31 protein-coding genes are annotated in these 26,942 nt (G+C 60.6%); 11 read left to right on the forward strand and 20 right to left on the reverse strand.

Annotation, left to right across the window (positions count from 1 at the left end; translation table 11 throughout):
• Positions 1-93 precede the first annotated feature (93 nt).
• From K8M09_RS23020 to lspA, 6 genes are all read left to right on the forward strand, one after another.
• Positions 94-735, forward strand: coding sequence for a DsbA family protein (locus K8M09_RS23020; protein ID WP_023514666.1), 642 nt, complete (start codon positions 94-96; stop codon positions 733-735).
• Positions 735-1,604 carry a peptidylprolyl isomerase gene (locus K8M09_RS23025; RefSeq protein ID WP_023514667.1) on the forward strand — a complete coding sequence of 290 codons (870 nt, stop codon included), beginning with the start codon at positions 735-737 and terminating at the stop codon, positions 1,602-1,604. The genes K8M09_RS23020 and K8M09_RS23025 overlap by 1 nt, the downstream gene beginning before the upstream one ends.
• 69 nt (positions 1,605-1,673) lie before the next feature.
• A complete protein-coding gene (locus K8M09_RS23030; RefSeq protein WP_023514668.1) occupies positions 1,674-2,714 on the forward strand; it encodes a L,D-transpeptidase family protein in 1,041 nt (346 codons plus the stop codon).
• Positions 2,707-2,883: a hypothetical protein gene (locus K8M09_RS23035; protein ID WP_156031939.1), complete on the forward strand. Its 177-nt coding sequence runs from the start codon at positions 2,707-2,709 to the stop codon at positions 2,881-2,883. The genes K8M09_RS23030 and K8M09_RS23035 overlap by 8 nt, the downstream gene beginning before the upstream one ends.
• 24 nt (positions 2,884-2,907) lie before the next feature.
• Positions 2,908-3,597 (forward strand): L,D-transpeptidase, encoded by a 690-nt coding sequence (locus K8M09_RS23040; RefSeq protein ID WP_023514669.1) that lies wholly within the window; start codon positions 2,908-2,910, stop codon positions 3,595-3,597.
• Between the two features lie 3 nt (positions 3,598-3,600).
• Positions 3,601-4,107 carry a signal peptidase II gene (gene lspA, locus K8M09_RS23045; RefSeq protein WP_037406365.1) on the forward strand — a complete coding sequence of 169 codons (507 nt, stop codon included), beginning with the start codon at positions 3,601-3,603 and terminating at the stop codon, positions 4,105-4,107.
• Positions 4,108-4,140: 33 nt separating this feature from the next.
• Here lspA and K8M09_RS23050 read toward each other — a convergent pair whose 3' ends face one another.
• The 8 genes from K8M09_RS23050 to K8M09_RS23085 form a co-directional block, all read right to left on the reverse strand.
• A complete protein-coding gene (locus K8M09_RS23050) occupies positions 4,141-5,460 on the reverse strand; it encodes an MFS transporter (RefSeq protein ID WP_160787245.1) in 1,320 nt (439 codons plus the stop codon).
• A 15-nt stretch (positions 5,461-5,475) separates the two neighbouring features.
• Positions 5,476-5,751 (reverse strand): metal-sensing transcriptional repressor, encoded by a 276-nt coding sequence (locus K8M09_RS23055; RefSeq protein ID WP_130520939.1) that lies wholly within the window; start codon positions 5,749-5,751, stop codon positions 5,476-5,478.
• A gap of 70 nt (positions 5,752-5,821) precedes the next feature.
• Positions 5,822-6,415 carry a methyltransferase family protein gene (locus K8M09_RS23060; protein WP_160787244.1) on the reverse strand — a complete coding sequence of 198 codons (594 nt, stop codon included), beginning with the start codon at positions 6,413-6,415 and terminating at the stop codon, positions 5,822-5,824.
• Between the two features lie 8 nt (positions 6,416-6,423).
• A complete protein-coding gene (locus tag K8M09_RS23065; protein ID WP_160787243.1) occupies positions 6,424-7,032 on the reverse strand; it encodes an SCO family protein in 609 nt (202 codons plus the stop codon).
• Positions 7,016-7,486: a copper chaperone PCu(A)C gene (locus tag K8M09_RS23070; RefSeq protein WP_160787242.1), complete on the reverse strand. Its 471-nt coding sequence runs from the start codon at positions 7,484-7,486 to the stop codon at positions 7,016-7,018. The genes K8M09_RS23065 and K8M09_RS23070 overlap by 17 nt, the downstream gene beginning before the upstream one ends.
• A gap of 11 nt (positions 7,487-7,497) precedes the next feature.
• The gene (locus K8M09_RS23075; protein ID WP_160787241.1) at positions 7,498-9,648 is read right to left on the reverse strand and encodes a heavy metal translocating P-type ATPase; all 2,151 of its coding nucleotides are present in this window, start codon (positions 9,646-9,648) and stop codon (positions 7,498-7,500) included.
• Positions 9,649-9,738: 90 nt separating this feature from the next.
• Positions 9,739-10,932: a ZIP family metal transporter gene (locus tag K8M09_RS23080; protein ID WP_160787240.1), complete on the reverse strand. Its 1,194-nt coding sequence runs from the start codon at positions 10,930-10,932 to the stop codon at positions 9,739-9,741.
• Positions 10,929-12,083 (reverse strand): multicopper oxidase domain-containing protein, encoded by a 1,155-nt coding sequence (locus tag K8M09_RS23085; RefSeq protein ID WP_023517232.1) that lies wholly within the window; start codon positions 12,081-12,083, stop codon positions 10,929-10,931. Before K8M09_RS23085 ends, K8M09_RS23080 begins: the two co-directional genes overlap by 4 nt.
• 182 nt (positions 12,084-12,265) lie before the next feature.
• Here K8M09_RS23085 and mntR point away from each other — a divergent pair, with 182 nt between their 5' ends.
• From mntR to K8M09_RS23100, 3 genes are all read left to right on the forward strand, one after another.
• Complete coding sequence (gene mntR, locus K8M09_RS23090; protein WP_037406395.1) at positions 12,266-12,736, forward strand: manganese-binding transcriptional regulator MntR; 471 nt, start codon at positions 12,266-12,268, stop codon at positions 12,734-12,736.
• Between the two features lie 226 nt (positions 12,737-12,962).
• On the forward strand, positions 12,963-13,403 hold the full coding sequence (locus K8M09_RS23095) for a disulfide bond formation protein B (RefSeq protein WP_023517230.1): 441 nt from the start codon (positions 12,963-12,965) through the stop codon (positions 13,401-13,403).
• Complete coding sequence (locus K8M09_RS23100; RefSeq protein WP_160787239.1) at positions 13,400-14,047, forward strand: DsbA family protein; 648 nt, start codon at positions 13,400-13,402, stop codon at positions 14,045-14,047. The genes K8M09_RS23095 and K8M09_RS23100 overlap by 4 nt, the downstream gene beginning before the upstream one ends.
• Positions 14,048-14,178: 131 nt before the next feature.
• Here the strand turns inward: K8M09_RS23100 and K8M09_RS23105 are convergent, their stop codons facing one another.
• The 5 genes from K8M09_RS23105 to K8M09_RS23125 all read right to left on the reverse strand — a co-directional run bounded on the left by K8M09_RS23105 (position 14,179) and on the right by K8M09_RS23125 (position 16,602).
• Entirely contained in the window at positions 14,179-14,787 is a 609-nt protein-coding gene (locus tag K8M09_RS23105; protein ID WP_023517228.1) for an SCO family protein, read from the reverse strand.
• The gene (locus K8M09_RS23110) at positions 14,784-15,287 is read right to left on the reverse strand and encodes a copper chaperone PCu(A)C (RefSeq protein ID WP_023517227.1); all 504 of its coding nucleotides are present in this window, start codon (positions 15,285-15,287) and stop codon (positions 14,784-14,786) included. The genes K8M09_RS23105 and K8M09_RS23110 overlap by 4 nt, the downstream gene beginning before the upstream one ends.
• A gap of 137 nt (positions 15,288-15,424) precedes the next feature.
• Positions 15,425-15,841, reverse strand: a complete 417-nt coding sequence (locus K8M09_RS23115) for a MerR family transcriptional regulator (protein ID WP_023517226.1) — start codon at positions 15,839-15,841, stop codon at positions 15,425-15,427.
• 29 nt (positions 15,842-15,870) lie between these two features.
• The gene (locus K8M09_RS23120) at positions 15,871-16,077 is read right to left on the reverse strand and encodes a hypothetical protein (RefSeq protein ID WP_023517225.1); all 207 of its coding nucleotides are present in this window, start codon (positions 16,075-16,077) and stop codon (positions 15,871-15,873) included.
• A gap of 105 nt (positions 16,078-16,182) precedes the next feature.
• Positions 16,183-16,602 carry a MerR family transcriptional regulator gene (locus K8M09_RS23125; RefSeq protein WP_023517224.1) on the reverse strand — a complete coding sequence of 140 codons (420 nt, stop codon included), beginning with the start codon at positions 16,600-16,602 and terminating at the stop codon, positions 16,183-16,185.
• A gap of 178 nt (positions 16,603-16,780) precedes the next feature.
• Between K8M09_RS23125 and K8M09_RS23130 the strand changes: the two genes are divergently transcribed.
• Complete coding sequence (locus K8M09_RS23130; RefSeq protein WP_160787238.1) at positions 16,781-17,119, forward strand: heavy-metal-associated domain-containing protein; 339 nt, start codon at positions 16,781-16,783, stop codon at positions 17,117-17,119.
• An 11-nt stretch (positions 17,120-17,130) separates the two neighbouring features.
• Here K8M09_RS23130 and K8M09_RS23135 read toward each other — a convergent pair whose 3' ends face one another.
• The gene (locus tag K8M09_RS23135) at positions 17,131-18,138 is read right to left on the reverse strand and encodes an alpha/beta fold hydrolase (RefSeq protein WP_023517219.1); all 1,008 of its coding nucleotides are present in this window, start codon (positions 18,136-18,138) and stop codon (positions 17,131-17,133) included.
• Positions 18,128-19,741, reverse strand: a complete 1,614-nt coding sequence (locus tag K8M09_RS23140) for an RcgA family putative transporter (RefSeq protein ID WP_160787252.1) — start codon at positions 19,739-19,741, stop codon at positions 18,128-18,130. Before K8M09_RS23140 ends, K8M09_RS23135 begins: the two co-directional genes overlap by 11 nt.
• Positions 19,742-19,982: 241 nt before the next feature.
• On the opposite strand from K8M09_RS23140, the gene K8M09_RS23145 reads away from it, so the two are divergent.
• Positions 19,983-20,753, forward strand: coding sequence for an SDR family NAD(P)-dependent oxidoreductase (locus K8M09_RS23145; protein ID WP_024270359.1), 771 nt, complete (start codon positions 19,983-19,985; stop codon positions 20,751-20,753).
• Positions 20,754-20,828: 75 nt separating this feature from the next.
• Here K8M09_RS23145 and K8M09_RS23150 read toward each other — a convergent pair whose 3' ends face one another.
• The 5 genes from K8M09_RS23150 to K8M09_RS23170 are packed head-to-tail and all read right to left on the reverse strand — an operon-like array spanning position 20,829 to position 26,878.
• Positions 20,829-22,955 (reverse strand): type IV secretory system conjugative DNA transfer family protein, encoded by a 2,127-nt coding sequence (locus tag K8M09_RS23150; protein ID WP_160787237.1) that lies wholly within the window; start codon positions 22,953-22,955, stop codon positions 20,829-20,831.
• Complete coding sequence (gene virB11 / locus K8M09_RS23155) at positions 22,952-23,950, reverse strand: P-type DNA transfer ATPase VirB11 (protein WP_160787236.1); 999 nt, start codon at positions 23,948-23,950, stop codon at positions 22,952-22,954. Before virB11 ends, K8M09_RS23150 begins: the two co-directional genes overlap by 4 nt.
• Positions 23,947-25,365, reverse strand: coding sequence for a type IV secretion system protein VirB10 (gene virB10 / locus K8M09_RS23160; RefSeq protein ID WP_160787235.1), 1,419 nt, complete (start codon positions 25,363-25,365; stop codon positions 23,947-23,949). The genes virB11 and virB10 overlap by 4 nt, the downstream gene beginning before the upstream one ends.
• Positions 25,362-26,147 (reverse strand): TrbG/VirB9 family P-type conjugative transfer protein, encoded by a 786-nt coding sequence (locus tag K8M09_RS23165; RefSeq protein ID WP_160787234.1) that lies wholly within the window; start codon positions 26,145-26,147, stop codon positions 25,362-25,364. Before K8M09_RS23165 ends, virB10 begins: the two co-directional genes overlap by 4 nt.
• Positions 26,144-26,878 carry a virB8 family protein gene (locus K8M09_RS23170; protein WP_160787233.1) on the reverse strand — a complete coding sequence of 245 codons (735 nt, stop codon included), beginning with the start codon at positions 26,876-26,878 and terminating at the stop codon, positions 26,144-26,146. Before K8M09_RS23170 ends, K8M09_RS23165 begins: the two co-directional genes overlap by 4 nt.
• Positions 26,879-26,942 lie beyond the last annotated feature (64 nt).

The raw sequence follows: 26,942 nt of genomic DNA on the forward strand, positions 1-26,942 counted from the left end.
AATCCGTCGTAAAAATCGTGGCGCGCGTTTATGCCTCTTGCACCTCAAGCACCTAGAGGTTTTATGATCCGGCTCCCTTGATTTGGAGACGAGATGTTCAGGCGGCAATTTCTGGGATCGACCGCGGCAGCTTTCACCCTGCTTGCCGCAAACCGCGTAGTTGCGCAGACGACCGCCACAAGCGCGGCGACGGACCTTCTGCAGCCGGGGCCGTTGCCCGAGCGGATTCTGGGACGCGACGACGCACCGGTTACCGTTATCGAATATGCGTCGATGACATGCGGGCATTGCGCCAACTTTCACCTGAACGTGTGGCCAGCCTTCAAGGCAGAGTTCATCGATACGGGTAAGGTCCGATTCATTCTGCGTGAGTTCCCGTTTGATCCGCGCGCGACCGCCGCCTTCATGCTTGCCCGCTGCATGGGTGACGACAGATGGTATCCGACGGTCGACCTCCTCTTCCGTAACCAGCCGCGTTGGGCGCGTGCTCAGGACGGCAAGGAAGGGTTCCTCTCGGTCCTGTCGATGACCGGTCTCAAGGAAGCCGATCTTGAGGCTTGCCTTAGCGACCAGGCGCTGCTCGACAAGGTCAATGCGGTCGCGGCCAGAGGTCAGGAACTTGGCGTCGATTCGACGCCGACCTTCTTCATCAACGGTGAAAAATACACCGGCGTAATGCCGATCGAGCAATTGCGCGCCGTCATCGAACCGATTGTCGCGGGAGCAAAGAAGTGATGCTGCTGAAAATCAGGAACGTCTTTCTTTCCGCGCTCTTTCTGGTTGCTGTTCCAGCCTTCGCCGAGGAACGGGCGGACCAGGTAGCAGCTCGCGTCGGAGATTCCGAGATTCTGGAATCCGACGTATCGTTCGCAACCTCGTTCCTCGGCGATCCCAACCCCAAGGCAACACCCGAGGCACGCAAGTCCGCGGTCGTCGATGCGCTGATCGACCTCAAGGTGGTCTCTGACGCCGCGATCAAGGACGGGCTGGAGAACGACGAGACGTTCAAGCGGCAGATGGTGTTCCTGAGGCAACAGGCGCTTCGGCAGGCCTATCTCGCCAAGGCTGCCGCCGCCGCTGTAACCGAGGACGCACTGCGCAAGGTCTATAACGAACGGGTCGCCGCCATGCCGTCGGTCGAAGAGGTTCGCGTCCGGCACATCCTGCTGAAGGACAGGGCTGGCGCTGAGGCAGCGATGAGGGATATAGCCGCGGGCAAGTCCTTTGAAGAGGTGGCCGGGAGCGTTTCGCTGGATGAGACGTCGAAGAAGAGCGGCGGTGATCTTGGCTTTCTGACCATGGAACAACTCCCGCCGGAGCTGGGAGGGGCGATCGTAACGATGAAGACCGGTGAGATTGCCGCAAAGCCCGTGGAGACGCCCTTCGGCTTTCATGTCGTAAAACTCGAAGAGCGGCGCAAGCGTGAACCACCGGCATTCGAGGTTGTGTCGACGGAGTTGCGCCGCGGCATGGAAGCCCAGGCGGTGAGCAAGATCGTCGCTGACCTCAAGGCGGCCGCGCGGATAGAGAAGCTCGTGCCCGATGTTGCGATGCCTGAGGGATCGGATGACGGACACGAGCATGGTGCCGAGGGCGGGGAATAGCGCAAGGCTATCGTTTCTTTCGTGCAATCCCGTTCCCTTGTTCTGATCATTCTCGTGTCCCGGCATCTCATGCGGTCGTTCCATTCTCTGCTGCCAAAATTCCTCGCCGTCTCTCTCATCGCGATCATGCTATCGGGATGCGTTGCCATGGAGCTTGCCGAACTCTCCAGCGAGCCGCCAAAGCTTTCCGCCGCCGTCGTGGCCGCGATGGCGAAGAAGGGTATGCGGCCTGAAGATCCTGTCCTTGTGCGGATATTCAAGCAGGAGAGTGAGCTGGAGGTCTGGAAGGCGGATGCATCAGGCCGTTACAAGCTCTTCAAGACCTATCCGATGTGCCGGTGGTCCGGCAAACTCGGCCCCAAGACGAAAGATGGCGATCGCCAGGCGCCGGAAGGCTTCTATCATGTCTCAGCCGGCATGCTGAATCCACAGTCGCAATACTATGTCTCCTTCAATCTCGGTTATCCCAACCGTCTTGAAGCCGCGCTCGGCTACACCGGTGAGGCGCTGATGGTCCATGGTGCCTGCTCCTCGTCGGGTTGCTATGCCATGACCGACCAGGGCGTCGGTGAGATCTATGCCATCGCGCAGAAGGCGCTGCAGAGCGGTCAGGACCGCTTTCAGGTCCAGGCCTATCCGTTTCGCATGACCGCGGAAAACCTCGCCAAGCATCGAGGGGATCCGAACATGCCGTTCTGGCTCACCCTCAAGGAGGGTCACGACCACTTCGCTTTTTCGAAGCGACAGCCAAAGGTTGCCGCCTGCGAACGGCGCTATGTGTTCAACAGGGAGTTCGAGGGCGGCGATCCGCGCAATCCGCTCGCCGCCTGTCCGGTATCGTCCAGCGGGGCTTCGGCCGACCTCCTGTCAATGGTGGCGACGGAGCGTGGCAAGGTGGAGGCGGCACTCGCCGCCGAAAAGTCTTCCGCAGCGCTCGCTTATGTGGACGGCGGCATGCATCCAAGCTTCCGGGCTCTTCTGAAGAAACAGGGGGCTTCGAAGCTGGCGGAGGATATCTCGATCATAAAATATCCGGTCAGTCGGCCGGAGGCTGCCCTTGCCGATCCCTATTCGGGCACGTCTGCTGTCAGCGGGGCGTCGGATGACTGATCCAAGCGACATTCGACAGCGTGCGCGCATGATCCGGCGCAAGAACCGCATCATGCTTTTTGTTCTGCTGGGCTTCGTAGTCTCTGTCATTGCCTACAGCGCTTTTCACATTCGCAGCGAAATGAATATGTCGACGCCGGCGGCAGGTGCTGCTGAAACCGGTAAATAGCCGGCGTCGAGAAAAGGGACGAACATGCATGAAGACACCAACACCGTCGCGCGCCGCGGATTTCTTCTCGGGACGCTTTCCATGGCGCTGGCGGCCTGCTCCACGACATCCCCCTCCGCAGTGCCCAGCGTCGCACGCCGCCCGATGGGCGTGCCGAGCGAGGAGGAGCTGGCGGCTCGCTATGCCGCGATGGAGGATGGCGGTCATCAACTGCCGGCAGTTCCCTTCCGGCAAATCGATCCAAAGTTCTACCGCCAGCGTGTTGTCAACACGACGGGCGAGCCAGCCGGCACTGTGGTGGTCGATACCGGTTCGAAATTTCTCTATGTCGTGGAGCCTGGCGGCACGGCGATGCGCTATGGGGTCGGGCTTGGCCGCGCGGGATTTGCCTGGGAAGGCGAGGGGGTTATCCAGTGGCGCCAGAAGTGGCCGCGCTGGAAGCCGCCGGCGGAAATGATCGCGCGCCAACCCGAGCTTGCGAAGTTCTCTGTCGAGAACGGCGGACAGGAGCCCGGGCCGAACAATGCGCTCGGCGCCCGCGCGCTCTACATCTTCCAGAACGGCGAGGACACGCTTTACCGTCTGCACGGAACGCGTGAGTGGAACTCTATCGGGAAATCCGTGTCCTCCGGCTGCGTGCGGTTGGTCAATCAGGATGTCATCGACCTCTACACGCGCGTGCCTTCCAAGGCACGCATTGTCGTCCGCACCTAGATCATGCGGTTGGTAGTTGAAAGAAAAGGCGAGCTCGCCGCCTTGTTTGCGTTCGGCGCCGCAATCTTCCTCCTGGACATCGCTCTCAAGCACTTCATGGTCACGGCGGTGATGAACCCGCCGCGGATCATTCCCGTGACGCCGTTCTTCAATCTCGTGCTCGTCTACAATCCCGGCGTCAGCTTCGGAATGTTCGCCGAATGGATATCGGCGGCGCCACAGCTTTTTGCCGTTCTGAAAGCATGCATCGTTGCCGGGCTCCTGTCCTGGGCCGCTCTTTCGCGCCGGATGGTTGAGCGGCTGGCACTGTGCATGGTCGCGGGAGGAGCGATGGGCAATCTCGTCGACCGGTATGCCGACGGCCACGTCACCGACTATCTGGATTTCTATGCGGGACAGTGGCATTGGCCATCGTTCAACCTTGCCGATGTGGCCATCGTGGCTGGTGCAGGTCTCATGATCGTTGTTGCTTCTTTCCAAAGAGACACTGCAACGAGCCAATCATCATGAAAGCTTGGCGGCCGGAGCCACCTGTTCGACAGCCTACGGCCTTGAGGGCCACTCTGGATGCAGCCGATCGATGACAACGGCATGAGCATGGCTATGTCCGCCGCGCCGTGCTCCTTCGGCAAGGTGCGGGTGATCGACAGGCAAGTCGTCGTGGTCGTGTTCGATCTCGGCATTGTCGTCCGATGGCCATAGCACCATCGCGACGGAGAGGCCGAATGTCGCGAGGAGTGCGAGGCAAAGGGCGGCTGCGGACAGGCCGATCGTGGCGCCGAGCCAACCGGCGAGCGGATAGGTGATGAGCCAGGCGGCGTGGGAGAGCGCGAAATGCGCCGCGAACAGGGCCGGACGGTCTTCCGCGTGCGCTGATCGCCGCAGCAGCCGGCCGGAGGGCGTCTGGGCGATCGAATAGCCGATGCCGAGGAGACACCAGAGCGGCAAGAGCGTGCGGATGCTGCCGACGGCCGAGGCTGCCAGAAGCCCGGCGATCAGGATCGCCGTTCCAGCCAGCATGACCGGGCGGTCGGGAACGGTGTCGAGGAGTTTCGGAAGGAAGAGCGCCGCCAGCATCGAGCCGCCGCCGAACGCGGCGAGCGCGAGCGCCGTGCTTTCCTGGGGCAGGCCGAAGGTGGACTGCACGATCACGACCGTGTTGACGATCACCATCGAGCCGGCGGCCGAGACCGCAAGGCAAATCGCGAGAAGGCCGCGCAGCCGCGGTGTTGCCAGATACAGACGAAGGCCCCGTGTGGTCCGCTCGTAGATGCTTCGCCGCTCAGTCTTCGAAGGCGCGGGAAGCACGACGGAGACGACGAGCGCCGAGGATACGAGAAAACCAATGACCGTGCCGCCGAACAGTGAATGGAAAGAAATGACCGTCAGGAGCGCTGCCGCCAAGGCGGGGCTGATGAGGCTTTCGAGGTCATAGGCGAGCCGGGAAAGCGATAGCGCTCGCGTATAGTCCTTTTCGTCCGGCAGCGCCTCGGGGATCGTCGCCTGGAAGGCCGGGGTGAAGGCGGCTGAAGCCGATTGCAGGACGAAGATCAGGACGTAGACCTGCCAGACCTCGGTGACGAAGGGCAGGCAGAGGGCCACAGTGGCGCGTACGAGGTCGAGCGCGACGAGCAGCGGCCGCCGTGGCAGCACTTCCGCGAAGGCGCCCGCGATCGGTGCGATGCCGACATAGGCGATCATCTTGATGGCGAGTGCCGTACCCAGCACCGCGCCGGCGTCAGGTCCGGCGATCTCGTAGGCCAGCAGGCCAAGGGCGACCGTCGCCAGGCCCGTCCCGACCAGCGCGACGACCTGCGCCAGAAAGAGGTGGCGATAGGTTCGGTTCTGGAGGACGCCGAGCATGCTGTTTCCGATCGGTCAGAGATATTTGGTGATCGCCTTGAACTCGGCCATGGCGCTTCGCTGGTCGGCGGGCAGCGGGCCGACTGCATCCTCGAGGCAATGATCGAGATGGTCCTGGATCAGCGCGCGCTTGGCGTTGGTGACCGCCTTTTCGACGGCATGAAGCTGTTGTGCAAGATCGAGGCAGGGGCGCCCGTCCTCGATCATGGCAATGATGCTCTTCAGATGCCCCTCGGCCCGCTTCAGCCGCTTGACGATCTCGGGATGGGTCTCGTGCCTGTGCTCACTCATATGCATAACCTATCCCCCTGGAGGGGATATTGCAATTCAGGCGGCACCATCAATGACTTTTCATTTGAACCTACAGCCAGCGCCGCACCCGGCGTTTGTAGGTCAGATAGGGTTCGCCGAGATCGCGCGCGAGAACCCGTTCCTCCACCCGGACCTGAATAGCGACCGCGACGATCAGCGCGAGCGCCGCGCAGAGCTGCGGGAGAGTGGGAAAGACGAGGACGAGGCCGGTAAACAGCGCGATCTGTCCGACGAAGACGGGATTGCGTGACCATGCGAACGGTCCCGTATCGACGATGGCGCCGAGATGCCCCTCGGCCGCGCCGATGCGCCAGGACTTTCCCATATAGGCCTGGGAATAGAGCGCGAGGCTCGCTCCGGCCGTCACGAGGACAAGCCCTGCAAGCCGAGCGGCAACGCCGAGGGCGAAAGGGGTGAGCATCCATGCCTGCGTCTCGCTCACGCGCAGGATATGAGTGATCACCGGAAGGATCGCGCCGGACACGATTGACAGGCGAAACAGCGCGGCGGGCAGCGACTGCCGCTCGCTCCCTTTCGCGAACAGCCAGACGGGCTTTCCCGCATCCCGCGCGGCACGTCTTGTCAGGGCAAGGAAGACGAGGATGTAGGCCCACACGACGAAGATGGCGGCAAGTTCGATCATCTGGTGCCTCATCCGCCGATCAGCCGACGGACCTTCCGCAGCCTGACATCAGCCGCTTCATGGCTGTCGAGAGTGCCGAAGAAGCGGCCATCAGCGTGTACGAGTTGTACGCCTGCAGTGTGATCCATTTCGTAGGAATCGCCGTCGCCGACCTTCTTGTAGTAGATGTATCGAGCCTTGGTCATCTGGTGGAGCTGTTGTTCGTCTCCAGTGAGCGCCACGATGCGCTCGTCGAAATAGGCGACGTAATCCTTCAGCAGCGCCGGCGTGTCGCGCGCCGGATCGACGCTGACGAAGACGACCGTCAGCTTGTCCGCGTCCGGCCCCAGTTCCGTGAGGACCTGGGCCATTTCGGCGAGCGCTGTCGGGCAGACGTCGGGGCAATGGGTGAAGCCGAAGAACCAGGCGGACGGCTTGCCGAGCAAGGTCTGCTCGGTGACGGTCTTCCCGTTCTGGTCGGTCAGTTCGAACGGCGTCGCGTAGGGCTTGGCCTCGGCCGGTGTCAGAAACGCCTTCTGCGCCCAGGCAAGGACGAGGATCGCGACGACGAGGGCGACGAGCGCCCAGCTTACCCAGCGGATCGTCCGCAAGACAGGCCACTTACTGCTGGTGTTCATGACGTTCGTTCTTCTGCGCCGAGCGCTTTTCGACGTTGAAGACGACCGGGACGCGGCCCGCCTTCTCGAAGACGAGGACAGCCTCAATCTTCTCGCCTTCCTTGATCTGCCTGGTCAGATCCATGAACATGGCGTGCGTGCCGTCCTCGCCGAGACCGACGGTCTTACCGGCGGGAAGCGCCAGCCCATTCTCCATCGGCTTCATGCTGGCGATCCCGTCGACGATCTGCGACGAATGCATCTCGATGCGCGCAATGGCCGTGCTCTCGATGGCGACGAGGCGGTCGTCCGCTTCGCCTTCGTTGACGACGGTCAGATAGCCGGCCGCGACCTTGGCGCCGGGCGGTGTTTCGATCACCTTGGGATGATCGATCAGGAGGCTGCCGGCCTTGAACTCGTGGGCAAGAGTGGCGGTGGGCAGCAGGAAGAGAAGGCTTGCGATCAGATTGCGCATGGTCGTTCCATTCAGTCGGTGTTTTGGCCTTTCCATGCGAGCAGGCGCATGGCGTTCATTGTGACGAGCACGGTGGCTCCGGTATCGGCGAGGATGGCGGGCCAGAGACCGGTGACGCCGATGATCGTCGTCACCAGGAAGACGGCCTTCAGGCTGAGCGCCACGGTGATGTTCTGCCAGATGTTGCCCATGGTCGCGCGCGACAGGGCGACCATGTTGGCGATGTCGGCCACGCGCCCGTGCAGGATGGCGGCGTCAGCGGTTTCGAGCGCGATATCCGTGCCGCCGCCCATGGCGATGCCGATATCGGCGGCGGCAAGCGCCGGGGCATCGTTGATCCCGTCGCCCACCTTTGCGACGACAAGACCCTGTGCCTGGCGCTCGCGCACGATCGTCTGCTTGTCCTTGGGCATCAGGCCGGCGCGCACCTCGATGCCAAGCCCGGAGCCGATCGCGCGCGCCGTGCGCTCGTTGTCGCCCGTCAGCATCAGCGTGTCGATACCGTCGTCCTTCAGCATCCTGAGACCGGCAATCGCGTCGTCGCGCGGCTCGTCGCGCATGGCGATCAGGCCGGCGACGGTCCGCCCGGTAACAAGAACCGAGACCGTCTTGCCTTCGCCGTTCAGCGCGTCGATCCGGTCGAGAAGCGTTTGATCCATCGGTGCGTGGGCGAGCGCGCTCTTCGGCGAGAGCAGCATGACCTCTTCGCCGCCGATGGAGCCGCTGACGCCCTTGCCTGCGATGGCCTTCGAACCGAAGGCCGGCGGCACGGGGACCTTGTCTGCCTTCGCGCGCTCGAGGATTGCTACGGCAAGCGGATGGCTGGAGCCGCTTTCGAGGGCCGCGGCCATGGACAGGATCTTGCCTTCCGGCCGTCCGACGGGGACGATGTCCGTCACCTTCGGTTTGCCTTCGGTGAGCGTCCCGGTCTTGTCGAGAGCGACGAGCGCGACCTTACGCAGCGTCTCGATCACAGCACCGCCCTTGATGAGCAGGCCGCGGCGCGCACCGGCCGAAAGTCCGGCGGCGATGGCGGCAGGCGTGGAGATGACCAGTGCGCAGGGGCAGCCGATCAGAAGAATGGCGAGGCCCTTGTAGATCCATTCCGACCAGATGCCGCCCATGATGAGCGGCGGCAGGATGGCGACGAGTGCCGCGACGACGAGCACGGCTGGCGTATAGTAGGTCGAGAATGTATCGATGAAGCGCTGGGTCGGCGCCTTGCTGTCCTGGGCCTCCTCGACAAGGCGGATGACGCGCGCGATCGTGTTGTCGCCGGCGACGGCCGTCACCTTGATGCGCAGCACCGCATCGGTGTTGATCGTGCCGGCAAAGACGGCGTCGCCGATCGTCTTCTGCTTCGGCACGCTTTCCCCCGTGACCGGGGCTTCGTTGATCGCGGAACTGCCATCGACGATGGTCCCGTCCGCGGCGATCCGGTCGCCGGGGCGAACGAGGATGATCGCGCCGAGCGCCAGGGTGTCGGCCGGCACCTCCTCCATCGTCCCGTTCGTCTCGACGATCGCCGTCTTCGGAACGAGATCGGCAAGGCCGCGGATGCTGGTGCGGGCGCGGCTTGCGGCGACGCCTTCCAGGAGCTCGCCGGCGAGGAAGAGGAAGACGACCGCCACGGCCTCTTCCGCAGCGCCGATGAACAGGGCGCCGACGGCGGCGATGGTCATCAGCATCTCGATCGAGAACGGCGTGCCGGTCGTCGCGGCGACGACGGCCCGTCGGGCAACGGGGATGAGGCCGACGGCCAGCGCCGGCACGAAAATCCATTGCGGCACGGCGGGGAAGATCAGGTGCGCGATATAGGTGAGCGCGAGCGCGGCCCCCGTCGTCGCCGTCAGTATCGCCTTTTTGGTCTTCCACCAGGGGCCCTCGCCGAGATCGGCGTGGGACGCGCCAGTTTCGCCCGGAGAACCGGCTGCATCGTCGTCCGCCGTAATGGCATAGCCGAGCGCCTTCACTTGCCGCTCGACGGCACCCTTGGCGAAATCGGGACCGGGGCGGACGGTCATCGAGGCCGAGGCGAGCGACACGCCCACTTCCTCGACGCCGGGAAGCCGGCTGACCGCGTTCTCGATCTTCGAGACGCAGCTCGCGCAGTCCATTCCGCCAATGCGGTACTTGATCTTGGTTGCCGGTTCCGTCGTCATGGGATGCCACTCGTGTTCAGGAGGGGCGATCTCTTTAGACCCTGTAGCGACTACAGGCTCAAGGGCCAAAACGACGCGGTACGGGTGCGATCAAATCTTTACCAGCATTGCCGTCACGTACATGACCGTGATGCCGAGGGCGAGACCGCCGATGACCTCCTTCGAGAACAGGGTTTCCATTCTGCCATTGTCATTTCGGAGCATGAACAGCGTCACCTCGATGATGACCTGAAGAATGGCGCCGGCGCCGATCGCCAGGGCAAGCGCCGACCAGTGCGGGGCATAGGCCAGGCTGCCGATCCACATGCCGAGCACGGCCGGGCCGCCGGCGATCAGCGTCAGCAGCACGAACTGGCGGAAGGTTGGCCGGATCTTGAGAAGCGGTGCGGCGATGCCGATGCCTTCAGTGATGTTGTGCAGCGTGAAGCCCATGACGAGGAAGGTGCCGAGACCTGCGGAACCAGCCGCGAAGGCGCCTCCGATGGCAAGACCTTCGCCCATGTTGTGCAGGCCTATGCCGATTGCGATGTAGGTGGCGAGCGCCACGCCGCTCGGTCGTCCGCCCCGCCGCGAGACGGCCATTAGCAACAGGAAGGACGCGGCGGCGGCAAAGACCACCATTGCGCCACCCTGGAAGACGGGTGCAGATGCGCCGGCAAGCTCGAAGGCCTCCGCGACGGCGTCCACCAAGAGGAACGCGAGGAGGCCGACTGTCACCGCGAGCAGGAACCGCATGGCGCTCGGTCCCGCGCCGCGTAGCGCCGGATAGAACATCAGGCCGATGGCGACGGGCAGGATGCCGACGAAGGCGCCGAGGATAGCTTGCGACCATAGACCGTTCGAGGTCACTTCCGGCGTGGGAACCGCAACCGGGATCTCGTGTTCGAAGGTTGCGCCGGTGCTGGTGACGACGGTGACACGGTGCGCCTCGCCGAGAACCCAGGGAAAGGGAATGGAAATCCAGGCCGACTGCCCGCGGGGAAGCGGGCCGGGCGGGTCGAGCGTGAATTGCCAATAGGCGGCATCGACCTGGACCTGTGCGATCTTCAGCGGCTCCGAGCCGCCGGCGCGTACAAGAAGCCGTACCCCGCCGCCGTCGAGCGTTGTGCGCTCATAGGTGAGGTTCTCGACCGGCGGCGCGCCGTTTTCGAAGCTTCGGAGCGGATTGGTACCGAAGAGCCAGGCAATGGCCGCCGCCAAAACCAGGAAAGGGATGACGGTCCAGAGGAGAGCGGCGTGCCGGCTCGGTGATGCGGCCTGGCTCGAAGCGGTTTCGTCGGTCATGCCACTTCCTCCACGACGTCGAACATTCCCATCCAGCCGAGCTCCGTGAACTCCGACTGGTGCGCGTGGAACATGTAGAGGCCCGGTTCATGGTCCGCATGTTCGCCGAAGGTGAACTCCAGAATGCCGCGCTGTGCCTGGCACTGCATGATGAGGTCGACGGTCTTCAGAGTCGGCGTCAGGGTGGTGCCCTGGTCGAAATAGTCGAAGAAGTTGCCGTGGATGTGGAAGGAGTTAATTGGATCGAACTCGGTGAGGTTCGCGAGGTAGATGCGCACCGGACGACTCTTCTCGATGCGGATCGGCTTCTTGGCGTAGCAGTGGGCGATGGTGTTGCAGGCATAGAACTCGTTCTCGCCGTCGAAATTGGTGTCGAAGGCATTCATCACCATGGCGAGTTCCTGCCATCTCGCATTCTCGGGCGAGCCGTGCAGCCGGGTGAGCGCCACGTCGCGGAATTCTGGTCGCAGTTCCGGATCGGGATCGATGACGAAGAGACCGTACATGCCCTTGTGGATATGCCGCGCAAGCGGCAGGGCATGGCAATGGTAGAGGTGACAGCCGAAGGGGCGGGCGTCGAACTCGTAGACGAACTCCTCGCCTGGGTTGATGACGCCCGCGCCAGGAATCCCGTCCATGCGCGCGGCATGAATGCCGTGGAAATGCATGGAGTGCGGATGAGAACCGTAATTGCGCAGAATGATGCGCAGCCGCTCCCCTTCCATCGCGCGGAGCGACGGTCCGGGCACGCGACCGTTGAAGGTCCAGGCGGGGAACATGACGCCGGGCGCGATCTCGATCTCCTTGTCCTCGACCTCGACTTCGAACGTACGCAGCCGACGGCCGTCGGGGAGGGTGGAGACGGTCCCGAGATCCCAGTCGGTCAGCATCGACGTCGGATCGAAGCCGTTGCGCTCGTTATCGACGTCGCCGACGGTGATCATCGCTCCATGTGCCTGCATATGCGGCGGCGCGGCATCGCTTGTGCCGGCTTTGCGGTCAGTCGCCGCGGACATCTGGTGGCCCTGGTGCTGGGCGGCGGCATCCTGGCTCAGCGCTGAACGGGCGGCGAGGGCTGCGCCGCCGGCCGCTGCCAGGCCCGCGCCGAGCAGCTTTCGGCGTCCGAGGTTGAATGGCAGCCAGTTTCGCATTGTCCCATCCTTTTGATAATGGTTCTTAATAGCAATAACAGCACATGCTCTTAGTTATAGCAATAGCTATGTTCGAAGCCGCTGATGCTTCGATCGCCTCTGGAAAACGTGACAATCTGGGAAAAATCATAGCGCAAGCTATGAATTCGCAATAAACTGGATGAAACCTCCGGAAAGGCATGATGACAGCAAGTAGCAGGAAATCGGCAAACAAACCCTCACTCGTTGACGCCGATACCCATGTCGAAAGCTTCCGCCAGACGCGTTCCAACCGGCGCAACGAACTTATCGAGGATTATGTCGAACTCATCGACGACCTCATCCTCCATGGCGGCGAGGCGCGGCAGGTCGATATCGTGCAGAGGCTGGGCGTCGCGCAGCCGACCGTCGCAAAGATGCTCAAGCGTCTCGCCAGCGACGGCTTCATCCAGCAGAAGCGCTATCGCGGCATCTTCCTGACCGAAGCCGGCAAGGCACTCGCGGCCAAGAGCCGGGAGCGACATCGGATCGTCGAAGGGTTCCTGCGCGCCGTCGGGGTCGGAGAGGAGGCCGCGCGCATCGACGCCGAAGGCATCGAGCACCATGTCAGCGACGAGACGCTTGCCGTCTTCAAGGCTTTCCTCGACAAGGCCGGGCCGACCAGCCGCGCTTGACCTTTCCTGACCGTGATGTCTCTACGGCAGGGGGCGCGGCGCTTCACCCAACGATGGAGCGTTCGTGGCATTCAAGTTCGTTTTCGCAGATCCGATCCCACGACAATTTTGCCCGAAGTCCCTGCTGTATGACGAGAGTGGGGCGCACTGATCGGAGTCACGCTGCTTGACCCTCTAGCTGCTTGAGGGTCCATAATTCGGGAATCAAGGCGATATCGGACATTGCATGAGCGTTCGGGACAAGAGATCGGAAGACGATGGGTGGCTGACGCTGTTCCTCGCATGGATGGTTGCGCTTATCGCTTCGCTCGGGGCTCTCTTCATCGGCGAAGTCATGGGCCAGACGCCGTGCATCTTATGTTGGTATCAGCGCGCGTTCATGTTTCCGCTGGCGCTAATTCTGGCGGTTTCCGCCTTTCGCATGGACCGTGGCGTATGGCCCTATGCGTTGCCGCTGAGTGGCGCAGGTCTGTTGATCGCGACATACCACGTCCTGCTATATTACGGCTTCATTCCGGAGGCAGTCGTTCCTTGTGGGAAGGGGCCCTCCTGTACTGATGCGAAGATGACCATTTTCGAGGTGATCCCGCTGCCGGTGCTGTCACTTCTGGCATTCGCCGCGATTTCATTCCTCCTCCTCATCGACCGAAGGGAGCATGCCCGATGAACCGAGCGCTCGTCATCACTCTCACCGCGCTTGCCGCGCTCGCTGTTTTTGGAGGAGGTGCCTACTACTACACTGCGCAGCAGAGAGAACATGCGGCTTCTGTCACCGCGTCGGCGGATACGCTCGTGCGCGCGCATTCGCCGGTTCTGGGTAAGGCAGACGCACCCGTCACGATCGTGGAGTTCTTCGACCCCTCATGCGAGGCCTGCCGTGCCTTCTTTCCGCTTGTGAAGAATATCCTGGCGACCTATCCGGATGATGTGCGTGTGGTAATCCGCTATACCACATTCCACAAGGGCTCCGACGAAGCCGTGCGCATCCTCGAGGCGGCACGCAAACAGGACAAGTTCGAGCCGGTCCTTGCGGCGCTTGTGGACAAGCAGCCCGAGTGGGCTATCCACGGGGAGCCTGACATGAAGCGGGCCTGGAGCATCGCCGGTGAAGCGGGTCTGGAGCTCATGGGCGCCCGTCTCGACAGCGTGAAGCCGGAAGTTGATCAGGTGCTTCAGACCGATCTAGCGGACGTCAAGGCGAACAATGTCGAGCAGACGCCTACGTTCTTCGTCAACAGCAAGCCGCTGGTCAATTTCAGCCCGCAGGGCTTGATCGATCTGGTGAAAGGCGAAGTCGACAAGACGAGTTGACAGCGTTCTGGCAAGAAATCGCGGCTTGTCAGCAGGTAGGCGCTTCGCGGCAGGTGGTAGGTTCGATGACCCTCTCCAATGCTTCGCTGTCGATAGGGTGAGCAACTGCCTCGGCCGAGAAAGTTTGACGGTCACGCCCCGCCCATTTCCGCGAGATTGCGCAGTTTCTTCAGACGGGTTTCTCGCGGCTCGTGCATGTCCAGCATACCTTGGAACCGACCATCCGCATCCATGAGAAAGATGCCCGCTGTGTGGTCCATCGTATAGCTGCCGCCATCGGTATCGACCCTTTTGGCTGTTGCCCGGAAAGCTGACAGCACCTGATCCGTCTGCTTCCGCGTGCCGCGCACCGCGATGATCCTCGGATCGAATGCTTCCATGTACAGCGAAAGCAGGTTCTGCGTGTCACGCTCCGGATCGACGGATATGAGAAGCGCGTTGAACGCATCGGCCTGCGGACCGAGTTCCTTCATGAGATCCGTCAGTTCGAACAGCGTGGTCGGGCAGATGTCCGGGCAGTGCGTGAAGCCGAAGAATGCGAGGTAGGGCCTGCCGCGTAGGCTTCTATCCGACACGGCCTCGCCTCGATGGGACGTCAGTTCGAACGGGCCGCCGATCCCGCCGGTGGGCTCGGTTTCGGCCAAATTCGCAAGAACCAGACCTCCTGAGACGAGGCCGCCGACCAACAGTGCCGCGATTGCGGATCTGAAGAGCGCACGTCGGCCGTAAATCGACGTCATGGGGTTGCGCCGTGGCCCTGATGATCTTCGTTTTCAGCCGGTTGTTTCGCACCCATGCCCTGGACCGCAAATTCAACCTTGATCTCGCCGGCCTTTTCGAAACGGAGCGTCGCCTCGACCTTTTCGCCTTCCTTGAAAACCTTTGTGGGCTTGATGAACATGAGGTGGGTAGCGCCTGGCGCAAGCTCGACCGTTTCACCCGGTTTGATCGTCACCCCTGCGGTCAGTGGTCGCATGCGGGCGACGCCATCTTGAAGAGTCGACTCGTGCACTTCAACCGCAGTTGCGATCGGAGAGCTGCCGCCAAGGAATGTGTCAGATTCAGCGCCGGTATTCGTGATCTTCAGATAGCCGCCGGCAACGGGAGCGACCATCGGCGTTGCACGCGACCAGGGATGATCGATCTGCAGATCACCAGCGCTATAATCATGCGCAAATGCGGCGGGCCCTGCTGCGAGGGAAAGCGTGAACATAAGAACAGGGGTGAAAAGACGTTTCATGTCAGCCTCTGAGTTAGGAGCGCGATCCGGACCTTGGCCCGCGACCCCGCTCTACACCCTCTAGCAGCTTTAGGGTCAATCGACCCCGGACGCCTGCGGCTTTCTGTCGTCTGCTGGTCTGCCCCTGATGACGCGGATCAATCGTGATCCGAGCAGCATAGGTCGTGTGAAGCGAGCGCCCGGATCACATAACAATCCCGCACATGATTGTTGTGCTGGTGAGAGGTTATGCGCTCTAGCTCGATTTCAAGCTTCCGGAGCTTGGCGATCTTGTCGCGAACGGAGGCAAGTTGCTCAAGGGCAATGCGGTCGGCATCCGCGCAGGGTTTGTCAGGGTGATGGCTGAGTTCGATAAGGGATCGTATGGCATCTATCGAAAGGCCCAGATCACGGGAGTGCTTTATGAAGGTCAGGCGATCCATCTCCTCCTTGGTATAGCGGCGCTGATTGCCTTCGGAGCGCTCCGCGTGGGGAAGAAGACCCATTTGCTCATAGTAGCGGATTGTCGGGATTTTCACGCCGGAGGTCTTCGAAAGATCACCAATCGTCAACATGTCGTTTTTCCAAAGTCTGTTATCAGAGTTCAATCGCCATGGAGTATTCGGAACCAGAAGAAACCTTCGGCTCCGATGAGAGGACCGATGACGAGAGGCGCAACAACGCCGAACAGGCCTTCGAGAGTCGTGTGAGCAGTCGCCCAGCAAACGAAGAGCATTGCCAGCTTGACACCCAGAATGCCGAGCAGGGCAAGACCAAGAAAGAGAGCGGACGACCTGATCGCCTTGGCCATGTTTCACCTCCATCCAAGCCTAGCCCGGACGAGGATGATCGCAAACTCAACTCTTGTTGTTCGAAATGATGGCGACGGCGTCACCGCGCTTCCGCTTTGAAAGCGTCATGTCATGTTCTCGTGGGATGGGGACAATGATTCGATGATGCGGCAGTCGCCCACCGTGCCGCTCGAGCATTGAGACAGCATCCGATCGAGCTCGCTCCGCAATGCGTTCAGATCGGCGATCTTCCGCTCGACCTCCAGCAGATGTTCCTTGGCGATCGCATCGACCGCTCCGCACGGCCGGCTCTTGTCGTCTGAAAGATCAAGCAGTGTTCGAATCTGATCGAGCGAGAAGCCGAGATCGCGTGCACGCCGGACGAAGCTTAGGCGATTGAGGTGCGAGCGCTCGTAGGACCGGTAATTGCCGCCCGTACGAGCTGGTGCGGGCAGAAGGCCGCTTTTCTCGTAGAACCGGATAGTTTCGACCTTCGTGCCGGTCATTTGCGCCAGCGCCCCGATGGTCAGCGGGCGGTTTGCCATAGCTTTATCCCTGTACTGACTACAGTCTTTAGATAGGGGCAATCGTCCCGGCGCGCCAGTCAATTTCACTTAACCGCCCAAAGATCGAAAGCCGAAGGACGCCTATTGACCCCTGTAGCGACTACAGAGCGCACATTTTATTGGCGTACTTCGAGCGCTTTTTCCAAAGGAGCAGAGTATGGCCTCTTCCCTCATCACCATTGATCTCAAGATCGAAGGCATGGATTGCGGCCATTGCTTCAGTACAGTCGAGAAGGCGGTTCATGCCCTGCCGGGCATTGAGGAGGTCAAGGTCTCCCTTTCCGATTACAACGCGATAATCCGATTCGATGCCTCCCTTACGTCGCAGGATGCGATCGTCGAGGCTGTCGAGGACGCAGGGTTTGCCTTCAACGGAAGGGCGTTAACACCTTCGATTATCTCAAGAAAAAATGGGAGACCGAACCGGAATCGCAGCACAGGAACTTTCCAAAGGAGGACCAAAAGGCTTGGACTAAAAACGGCCGCCCTGATCTGAACCCCTGACTATTAACGAGGATGAGCTAGAAACTGCTTTAAGCTCCATCCCGCTAATAGAATGTATGGCGGTAGTGCGAGTGAATAGTGACCACAATTTAAATGAATAATACTCTGGGAGGCGCCAGCGTCAGCCAGTCTGCGCTTGAAGTTATCCGCTAGCCTCGGCAATACTACTCGATCTCTCTTCGCTGCAACAATGTGGAGATCGAGGCCTGGTCTTGCTAGGTTATGCGCGTAGTTCTCCATATTGAGTGGCGCCCAAGCTCTTCTTAGGTTTTCGAGTTTGATATGAGGTTCAAGGCGACCTTGTATGGCGCGTGTCGCGCGGCCGGTCCAAACCATGTCTGCCAGGCTCCCAGCCGTCAGAAACAATGAGGCTTTCGATACGTTCAAGTCGTGGGCGGCGACAAGGCCTCCGAACCATGATCCGAGGCTCATACCGAGGACAGATATTTGTTTATAGCCTTCGCCCTTTAGCCAACGAATGAGCTTTCGCCCATCCAGTACGCCCTGCCTAACAGATTGGATCGTTCGCCCCAAGCTCGGGCTAAGCATGTAGTCTGCGTACGACGAGCCCGGACGCGCGCGCTCGAAGTGATAAGGCATGGCGATCTCGATCACTGTAATTCCACACTTGGAAAAGACCCTGGCGAGCTGGCTATTGCGCTCCCTCGCATTCCAGTGATGGAAAACGACAAGTGCATGATTGAGCGACCCGCTTTCAGTAATCTTAGCCCAAACCACATTATTTTCGTCAATATCTGTCGTGATGTCCGAGGGGAACGTGAGCCATTCTTCGCGTCGCCGATACTGCTGGACGCCCTCTTGGGGTACGTCGAAGAAACTGTGATCAGCTACGGCCTGATCGGCAAGAACACAGAACTCGTCGATACTTTCGATCCTCCCCGCACCAGGAAAGGCGAGCTCTGCGTTGAGTGAGAAATCTTTCGCATTCTTAGCCTCCTCACCACGTTGCGCCCGTCGCTCATCCCAACAATCAAGCCAACTATGATACATTCACATTTTCTCCCAAATCACTCGTCTGCAGTTTTCCGAACCCTGGGTTAAGTAGACCATAAAATGCGGAAAGGACTGATAATCCCAACAGGACAGAGAATCCTGAAAACGCACCGATTGATAGATAGGATGCAACGAGCAACGCAACGATAATCGACATTGTCCGTAACCTCTTTCGAAGGTGACCGCAGACCCCTAAGCGAACAAATGCTATTGAGAAAACAAAACAGGTCGAGATAACGATAAGAAGGCTACTATAGTGAGTTGGCATTCTGTATCCGATCCCGGCGGCTATATTGTTGCGCCCTTGCAATGCTGAATACATGTCGTTGATCAACCACGCCGCGACGTTCTCGCCGGTCGATGTCAGATAAGAACTTTGGCCCTTCATGCATATGGCAATCAGAATCCCCAATACGGTGCACCGGAAAATTCCAGATATTATCTTCGAGCCTGCTTCATTGATCGCGTGTTGATAATCATCATCCGGCCTGCCTTTCAATGTTCTTACGAGTATCGAGAAATCATAAACAATTGTGTAAAGCAAAATTAGGCCTGAAAAGAATAGATAAAAACAGATCGCCATGTACAAGTAAGCGAGTCCTGTGAATAGAATTGCCTCCTGCACGGATATGACGTCCGGACGTACGGTTGCTATTTTCCCCCAGTCTATCGCGTATGCGCCGCCGCCTTTCATCAAGGGGACTAAACATACTTCTATCCACTGTATTACTCCTGCGAAAATGAAGCAAATGAAGAAAACGGCCCAATAGATAAACGATGAATTCTCTACATTACGCGCCCATGCGCTAAAGCTGTCGGCATGGTTGCACGGAGGGGTAAGCTTCAGCCGCCCCTCAATCTTCCAAAAAAGCAAAAGCTCGACAGAAAAAATGAGAAATAGTGGCAAGAGCATCATGAAAACGACGGTCCAGTTGGGCGCCCAGAGGAACCCGACCTGCTTGACCACCCCATCCATCCTTTCGAAACCTACGCTGTGAACGCCAGTCACATAGGATAGAAAGCCGAGAGCGGCGGCGCCAGCGAACACAGCCGCAGGCAAATTCAAGGGAGACCCGCAACTGAAAAGAGCCTCGGATCTGATCGCCAGACCTGACGAGCTTTCTCCCCAGCTGGCATGGGCATCCTGCGCTATAGCGGTTGAGGACACCGTCTCGCGAATCTCGGTCTCGGTCGGCGCAGTTGCCAGTGCTTCCAAAACGGCCGCTCCTGTCGCCCTTCTCCCCTCTCTCCTCTTGACGGTTAGTCGAGATTGCGCCGCGCTGAGTTCCATCTGCCATTCACTGATAGCTATCGGGTCATCGCACCCAAAAATCCGTGCCAGCCACCGAATATTGGCGGGGCTGATCCCTTTATCATTTTCCTGGAACCAAAGCTGCACCGTACGTAGGTCGACACCCACTCGGTTCGAATCAATCTCCGAAATCGCCTCTGCAAGAAGCTCCGGCGTCCATGGTCCTGCTGGAAATCCGTCAGTTCCCAACGGTCTTCCCGCCCCCGCCGCAGCCAATCGTTTGAAAAGTTCTTTGAAATCGCTCCCATCCTTCGGCGGGGGGTAAAAAAACTTTCCGTTGCTCAACAAGGACTTGCCGCCTCGCGTTTCGTTTCGTTTCACTCAATTTCGTGTCCTGTCGTGCCTCCATCCACAAACTGAGGACACTTTCCACGGATGTGGACCCACAACAGGGCGGGCTGCTTCCGGATTTGAGTCGCCCACCTCGTTGAGGATCCTGGGCCGGTCACGCCGCGCGGAGCGGTACTTTACGAAAGATTGTGTTTTCTCGTGGGCTTAAACTCTAAATGATCGAAAGGTGATTGAGGCGATGGAGCGGCAAATTGATAAGCCTTTGCTTGGACAGACGGTCTTGGTCACTGGCGCCTCAGGCGGCATAGGCGCGGCGATAGTCGAACGCGTTGCGTTGGAGGGTGCACGGCCGATAATTCACTATTGCAAGGATGAGGATGCGGCGGAGTCGCTATTGGCCCGGATCAACGGGAACGGCCTCGTTCTGCAGGCCGATTTATCCGAATCTGATGGGCCTTTCGCGCTTTGGCGAAAAGCGGTAGATTTTGCGGGCCGTGTTCATGGTCTCGTCAATAATGCGGGTATCCGCACCGAAATTTCCATAGAGAGTTCGCCCGGCGAATGGAGAGCGGCGTGGCAGAATGAGTTCCAGGTAAATTTTTTTGCCGCCGCTGATCTCTGCAAGGAGGCAATCCAGCATTTCAGAACCGAAGGAGGAGGGCGCATCGTGAACATCGCCAGTCGCGCCGGCCAGCGTGGTAGTGCATCTGAATCCATTCCCTATGGTGCCGCCAATGCGGCCATGATCAATCTCACTAAATCAATTGCTCGCAGCTTCGGTCGTGAAGGCGCATCGGCGGTTTGTATCGCCCCAGGTCTGGTGCGCACAGGCATGGCCGAGCACTTCATTGCCACGCAAGGCGAAGAAGCGGCGGTGGACGAGATCCCTGTCGGTGACATGGCGGAACCGAAGGAAGTTGCGGAACTTGTCGCGTTCGTGCTGCGCTACGGCCAGGACTCGCTGAACGGTGCGACCCTGGACGTCAACGGTGGAAGTCACATCCGTTAATCCGTAGGTTTCGTCGCGGATTTAGCGGCGACGGGCGGCGCATTTTTGTCCGACGCCCATGCGGCAGTGATTGGGTCACTCGTCGGAAAACACCGACGCGATTTCATTCTGCGCCCTTTTGGCTTCCCGCTTCTTCGACGGAGCGTTCTCGAAAACGGCGATTATCTTATCGAGTGATTTCTCTGCTTCGGCCCTTCGCTCCGCGCTCTTTTTCAAGGCAGTTTTGAAGTCCGGCCCGCCGGCGGCGACACCCCCTGCGGTATCTCCCTTTTTATGTTCTGCCCTTCTTGATTCGACTGCACTATCGAGAACGGCTTGAGGCTGTTTCGCAATCGGAGAAGACGGCGCAGTAACCTTCGGAGCTTTTGTAGAAAATTTCGCTCCCGGTATCGGGTGGACAGGAGCGGGGCGATCCGAGCATAAGGTGCCCCTGAGATTTCCTTCGGAGAAAGTCGTTGCTGTGCCGATGATAGGGTCCACCTTGGGTGGCTGCCCCCGCAGCCATGCGCGTTTCATCAGCTCGCCATCAGCATAGTAGAAATTGCGCACACCGAATATGGGCTGCTGGTTTCGCAGCTTGATTATGCATCGAGTCTCGCTCATCGCGCCAAGCTCATCGGGTCGCATGAGCGGACGCATCGTGGTTTTGTGAGACATGGTCGCGCCTTTGCGATCGAACAGGGTGACGCCTGTCGAAACCGCCTTGTCGACCGTCACTTCCTTCCGCTCGCCGAGGAGCTGCGAGACATAGCGCTGATCCTCGGGATCCTGAGCGCCGAGGAAGATCTGCGCGCGCGCCGAGTTTACCAGCGTCTGCCGTCCCTCGCGGGTGTAGACGTTGTCGATTGAGCGCAGGGATTGGACGAAGAACCAGCATGGAATGCCATAACCGCCGAGGACGGTGGCGACGGTGAGGGCATTTTCCAGCTTGCCGAGATTCTGGAATTCATCAAGCAGCACAAGCACGCGGCGCTCACCGCGCGCCATCATGTTGCGCGACATGTAATCCATGAATTGGACCATCAGAACATTGAAAATCGGCCCGATCGAGGCGATCTGCTGAATACGGAAATCTAGGTAGAGGCTCATATTCTCGCGCCGCATCGCGCGGATGTCGAAGGTTGACCGTGCTGTCGCGCGCAGGATGCGGTTGTTCTTGAAGGGCCGCACGGCGGCTGCGAGGGAACCATAGACCCCGTCGAACTGCTTGCTGGCCATCACGGCGAAGCGGGCGAGGGTGGTATAGGTGAAGGGGCTGATCCAGGCGGCGCGAAGCTCCGGATTGGCGACCTCCTCCAACCATTCGCGCAGCGGCTGGTCGCCGCCTTCGACGACATTGAGAACCGTGCCGAGGTTCTTGTCCTTGTCGAGAATATCGGGGTTTTCCAGCACCCAGGATGTGACGCCGGCGAACAGCGCTCGAGCATCGGAGATCCAGTAGGCATCGCCCTTGGGCGTCGGCAGCAGCGCGGTCGCGATCGAGTTGATGTCGATATCGCGCTGATCGGGATCGATGGCCACGAAATCCAGCGGGTTATAGCATTCCGTGTCGCCATTCTCATCCGCCGGCGAGAATCGCAGCACGCGCGAGAATTTCGAGCGATAGCCTGCCGTCGCCTCATAGGTTTCGCCGCGCATGTCGAGGACGACGATGCTATCAGGCCAGAGCAGGCAATTCGGCACGATCAGCGATGCGCCTTTGCCTGACCGCGGCGGTCCGATCACGAAGCCACCGACGTCATCGCCATCGATCCAGAGCTTCTTGCCGCCGAACAGCATGGGCTTCATGAACCGCCTCCGGCCTGACCCGCGCTGCGTGAAGCCGCCCGGGACCTTGACCAGGCTGCCGCCGATCCGGCCGACGAACACGCCGCCCGTGCGGGTGAGCCCGAGGGCGCGGGCCTCAAGCGTGCTGAGGAAGCGTGCATCCGTCGATTTCTTCTTGCCAGTCACCGCCACGATGAGAATTGCAACGCCGGATATCATGCCTGCGACGGCTGCGATCGCGGGCCGCCGCCAGTCGCCGGCGGTGAGATCGAGGCGCGCCGCCCGATAGGACGCCAGCAGATCGTCTTGCAGCGCCTGGAACATCCAGGTCGAGTTATCGAAGGCGTAATACAGGCCGGCATAGGCGAGGGAGGCGACGAATGCCGCGATGGCCGCGGCGATGACCAATCCGAACAGCAAGATCACCGGGCTCACAGCTTGTCCCCCTTGGTGAACACTATTTCCGAGACGACGCGCCGCCCGTCCGGATTGCGTGCGAGTTGGACGACGACGGGGATCACCTCCTTCAGGTAATCGATGATTTCCTGCTTCTCGAGCGCAACTCCACTCTGCAGGACCATCAGCGCCAGACGGTCATAGGCCGAACGTGCCGAATTGGCGTGGACCGTCGTGAGCGAGCCCGGATGGCCGGTGTTGATGGCCTGAAGGAACGAAAATGCCTCCGCACCCCGGAGCTCGCCGAGCATAAGCCGGTCCGGGCGCATGCGCAGCGACGCTTCCAGCAATTCCTGCGGCGTGACCTTGGCGCGGCCTTGGTCACCCTTCGAGGCGAGCAATGCGACCGTGTTCGGGGTGATCGGCTTCAGCTCGCGCGTGTCCTCGATGGTGACAATGCGCTCCTCCTCCGGAACCTCCTTGAGCAGAGCATTGAGGAAGGTGGTCTTGCCGGTCGACGTGCCGCCGGACACGGCGATGGAGACGCGCGAGCGCACGGCCGTCCTGAGAAACAGCATCGCATCGACGTCGCCCTCCATCATGGCGGCAAGCTCTTCCTCAGCCGCCGAAAGGGTCAACTGGCGGCCGACCTTGGTGTCCTCGAACGCACCACGGTTTTTGTAGACCTCCAGACCGATGTCATGGATGACCTGCTTGCGGATGGAGATCGCGCCGCCGTCGGGCGCCGCCGGCGGCAGCACGCACTGGAAACGTTCGCCGGTCGGGAGCGAAGCTGAGAGGATGGGGTGCTCGTCGTTGACGACCTGGTTGGTGGAGCCGGCGACGCGCTCGCTCAGCGTCCTGATCCAATCGGCAGAAAACTGCGCATCGACGATACGCTCCATGCCGCCAACGCCGAGCCGTTCGATGAACAATTCACCTGGACGGTTGACGGAGATCTCCGAGACGCGCTCATCCGACAGAAACGGTTTCAGCCGCTCCAGCGCTTTGTCGAGAAACGGAAACTGCTTCATTTGTAGACCGGCGCGACAGGATAGTAGGGCGTTGGATCGACGTTGCGCCGGATTTGCCCACCGCGTTTCAGCCGCATCATCTCCTGCCGGACCGGATCGGCATAGAAAGTGGAGAAATCGAGGTCGCGGCGCAGAAATACGATGATGGACTCGCCCTGGGCGACATAGATTGTCGGCGGAATCTTCGAGCTTTCCTTGAAAGCCTCGTTTGCAATGTCCTGAAGGATGGCCGAGGATTTCTCGGCGGCGATCGAACGTGCTTCGGTGGCCGTGCGGCTCGGCTCGGTGGTGATGGTCGTGACCGCGCCGGTGATGGGATCGACGGTCGAAATGGAGCGTGCGCTTTCCGAGGCGGTGTTGCCGAGGGACGAGACGTATTCCGCCGCGCCGCCGATCACCGACAACATAATCGCAGAACCGAACCGCTCCCAGAAATGCGTGTCTATTTCGCCAGTGAGCCCGGCGCGGCCGAGGCGGTCGGCTCCCGGAGAGGCGATCTCGACAGAGACCCCGTCCGAGCGAATGACGCGGGACCATACGATGAAGATGCGCTTCTGGCCGCGCGCCAGCCCGGACTTGTATTCCCCGATCAGGCGCGAGCCCTTCGGAATGAGGATGCGGCCGCCGTCAAGAGAGCGGACATCTTCGCGCACGACAGCGCGCACCATCCCCGGCAGGTCGGTGTTGATCGCCGTCTCGAGGAAACCACGGATCATGGTGCCTTGTGCGACCAGCGCATCCGTCCGGTCGAAGCGGGTCGCCTTGACGATGCCGGCCGTCTGCTTTTCCGACTGGGCGAGAAACGCCTTGTTGGCATCGCTTTCCGCGCCGGGAACCGCGACGAGCTGGCCATCGTCGGCGATGGTCACCGTCTGGTCGCCGGAGAGTGTCTCCCGGTTCGAGCCGTCAAGCACAATCTGTTCGGAGCGCAGCCGCTCCCACCGTGCCTTTTCCTCCTCCTCCCGGCGTTTGGCTTCCAGCTCGGCAAGCCTCGCTTCCTCTTCTGCGCGCCGGCGCGCCTCTTCCATCCGAAGCCGTTCTTCCTCGGCTCGCCGCCGCGCCTCTTCGATCTGGCGGAGCTTTTCGAGATCATCGCCCTCATTGACTTTGACGTCGACCGTTGCGGGATCGACCGGCTTCTTCTCCTCGACGGGAATCTGCACGAGGTTTGGATCGGCGGCCTGCTTGACAGGCTCATCCGGGAAATTGCGGATGCTTGAATTGGAGGTCTCGAAAGTCTCGCCGGTTCCGTCCGCCACAGTCGGGTTCTGCGGTCCAGCGGGCCAGTTGACATAGGCAAGCACGCCGACGCCGGCGACAAGGAGGAGCGGCAAGGCCAGCTTTCCGAGGCGGCCATTGCGGTCGCTCGCCACGCTGCTTTGTCCATCGAGGTGGTCGAAGTCGATCTTGCTCACCGCTGGCGCTCCTCTTTGTGGCCGAGGCGCTTAGGCCCGTAGGCGTCCTCGATGAGGTCGAAGGATTGGCGATTGGCCTGCCGGTTATAGAGGCAGAGCCATTTGTCGCCGGCGCGCAGCGTGAACTGCGCCGCGATCTTGTCGACGACGACATATTTCCCCTGCGTGCGCAGGTTGACGAGCGACTCCTGGCGCTTGCCTTCGACCACAAAGATCGCGGGGATTTCGTCGGGGAACTCCAGATACAGATGCGTGCCGTCATCGAAGGCGACGCGCGGCTTCAGGCTCGTGTCACCCTTGAATACATAATCGTAGTTCAAGCGGTTCGGATCGAGATCCTTCAGCAACGGATCCTTGGCGCTCTCCTGCGCGGCGGCCAGCAGCCGGGCATTGACGTCTTCATCGGGATATTTGAACCGCACCTGAAAGGCGGCGCGCAGGTCCGCCGCGGCCGAGCCTTTCAGGAGCAGGGCATAGACGCGCTGGTTGGTGACGATATTGACGTTCGTCTCGGCTTTTTCGCGCAGAGGCTTCACGAACAGGATGCCGGATCCCTTCTTCGGCACGATCGACCAGCTGGCGGTATCGCCGGCCGAAATGGTCTCGATCACCTCGGAGCTGCCAAGCTGGATCATCGTGGAGACACCAAGGCCGGCCGGCACGGTGACGACGGCATTGTTGTTGAAGGTGATGTAGCGGATACGGGGATCGGCCGCGGTGGAGGTGGTCGCTGTGGCAAATAGCGTGAGCGCTACGAGGGCGAGGAGAGATCTCCGCATCATCGAACCGCCTTCTCCGCTGGCAGCACTTCCGGCAACGATTCCTGGTCGCGCCTATATTCGACGACCTGGAAGCCAAGCGGATTGTCGAAGCGATATTCGTTCTTCAATGGTGCGGTCGTATAGCGGAACCGAACCACGGAGACCCAGTGTTCGCGGCGAAGGGTATTGTCGCGCCGCGTCTCGGTCGAGAATCGGACGGTCGCCGTGGAGGCGTTGAGGAAGGAGACCGACTTGATGGTGACGGCGACGCGCGTGTTGCGGCCGAGTACCTTGTCCTTGGACTGCGGGTTCGACGGCTCGAAGTCATGGCGGAGGTCTGCCGAAGCCTGCCCGGTCGAATAGAGCTGGGCGAGATCGTAATTGTCCTTCAGCGCCCGAGGGTCGTAGGTCTCGCGAGCCCGGATATAACGGACGATGTTGGCGGTCTTGATGGCATCGTTCTCGGTGAGCTTACTTTCGTCGAGGGAACGGGCAACCTCGACGAAGCCGGTGGTCTTGTCGGCGATCACCACCACGGCCTCGAACTGCTTCAGGGGAACGAGGAGATTGAGTGCCGACAGGCTGAGCAGCGTGGAAATACCGGCGACAGTGGCAACCGTCCAGGCGATCTTCCGGGAGCGACGCTCCTTGCGATAAAGCTCGGCCTCCCAAGATGCGCCGGCTTTCCAATAGGCGGTGAGATCGATCGGCGGGGTTTCGGACGTATTTTCAGCTGGCTCTGCGTTGGTCATCTAGGGTATCCGGTGATCGCCGACGGCGAAAAAGAAACTATAGTTTATTCTCGTGGCCGAGCGA

It is taken from the genome of Shinella zoogloeoides (assembly GCF_020883495.1).
Taxonomy (GTDB): domain Bacteria; phylum Pseudomonadota; class Alphaproteobacteria; order Rhizobiales; family Rhizobiaceae; genus Shinella; species Shinella zoogloeoides.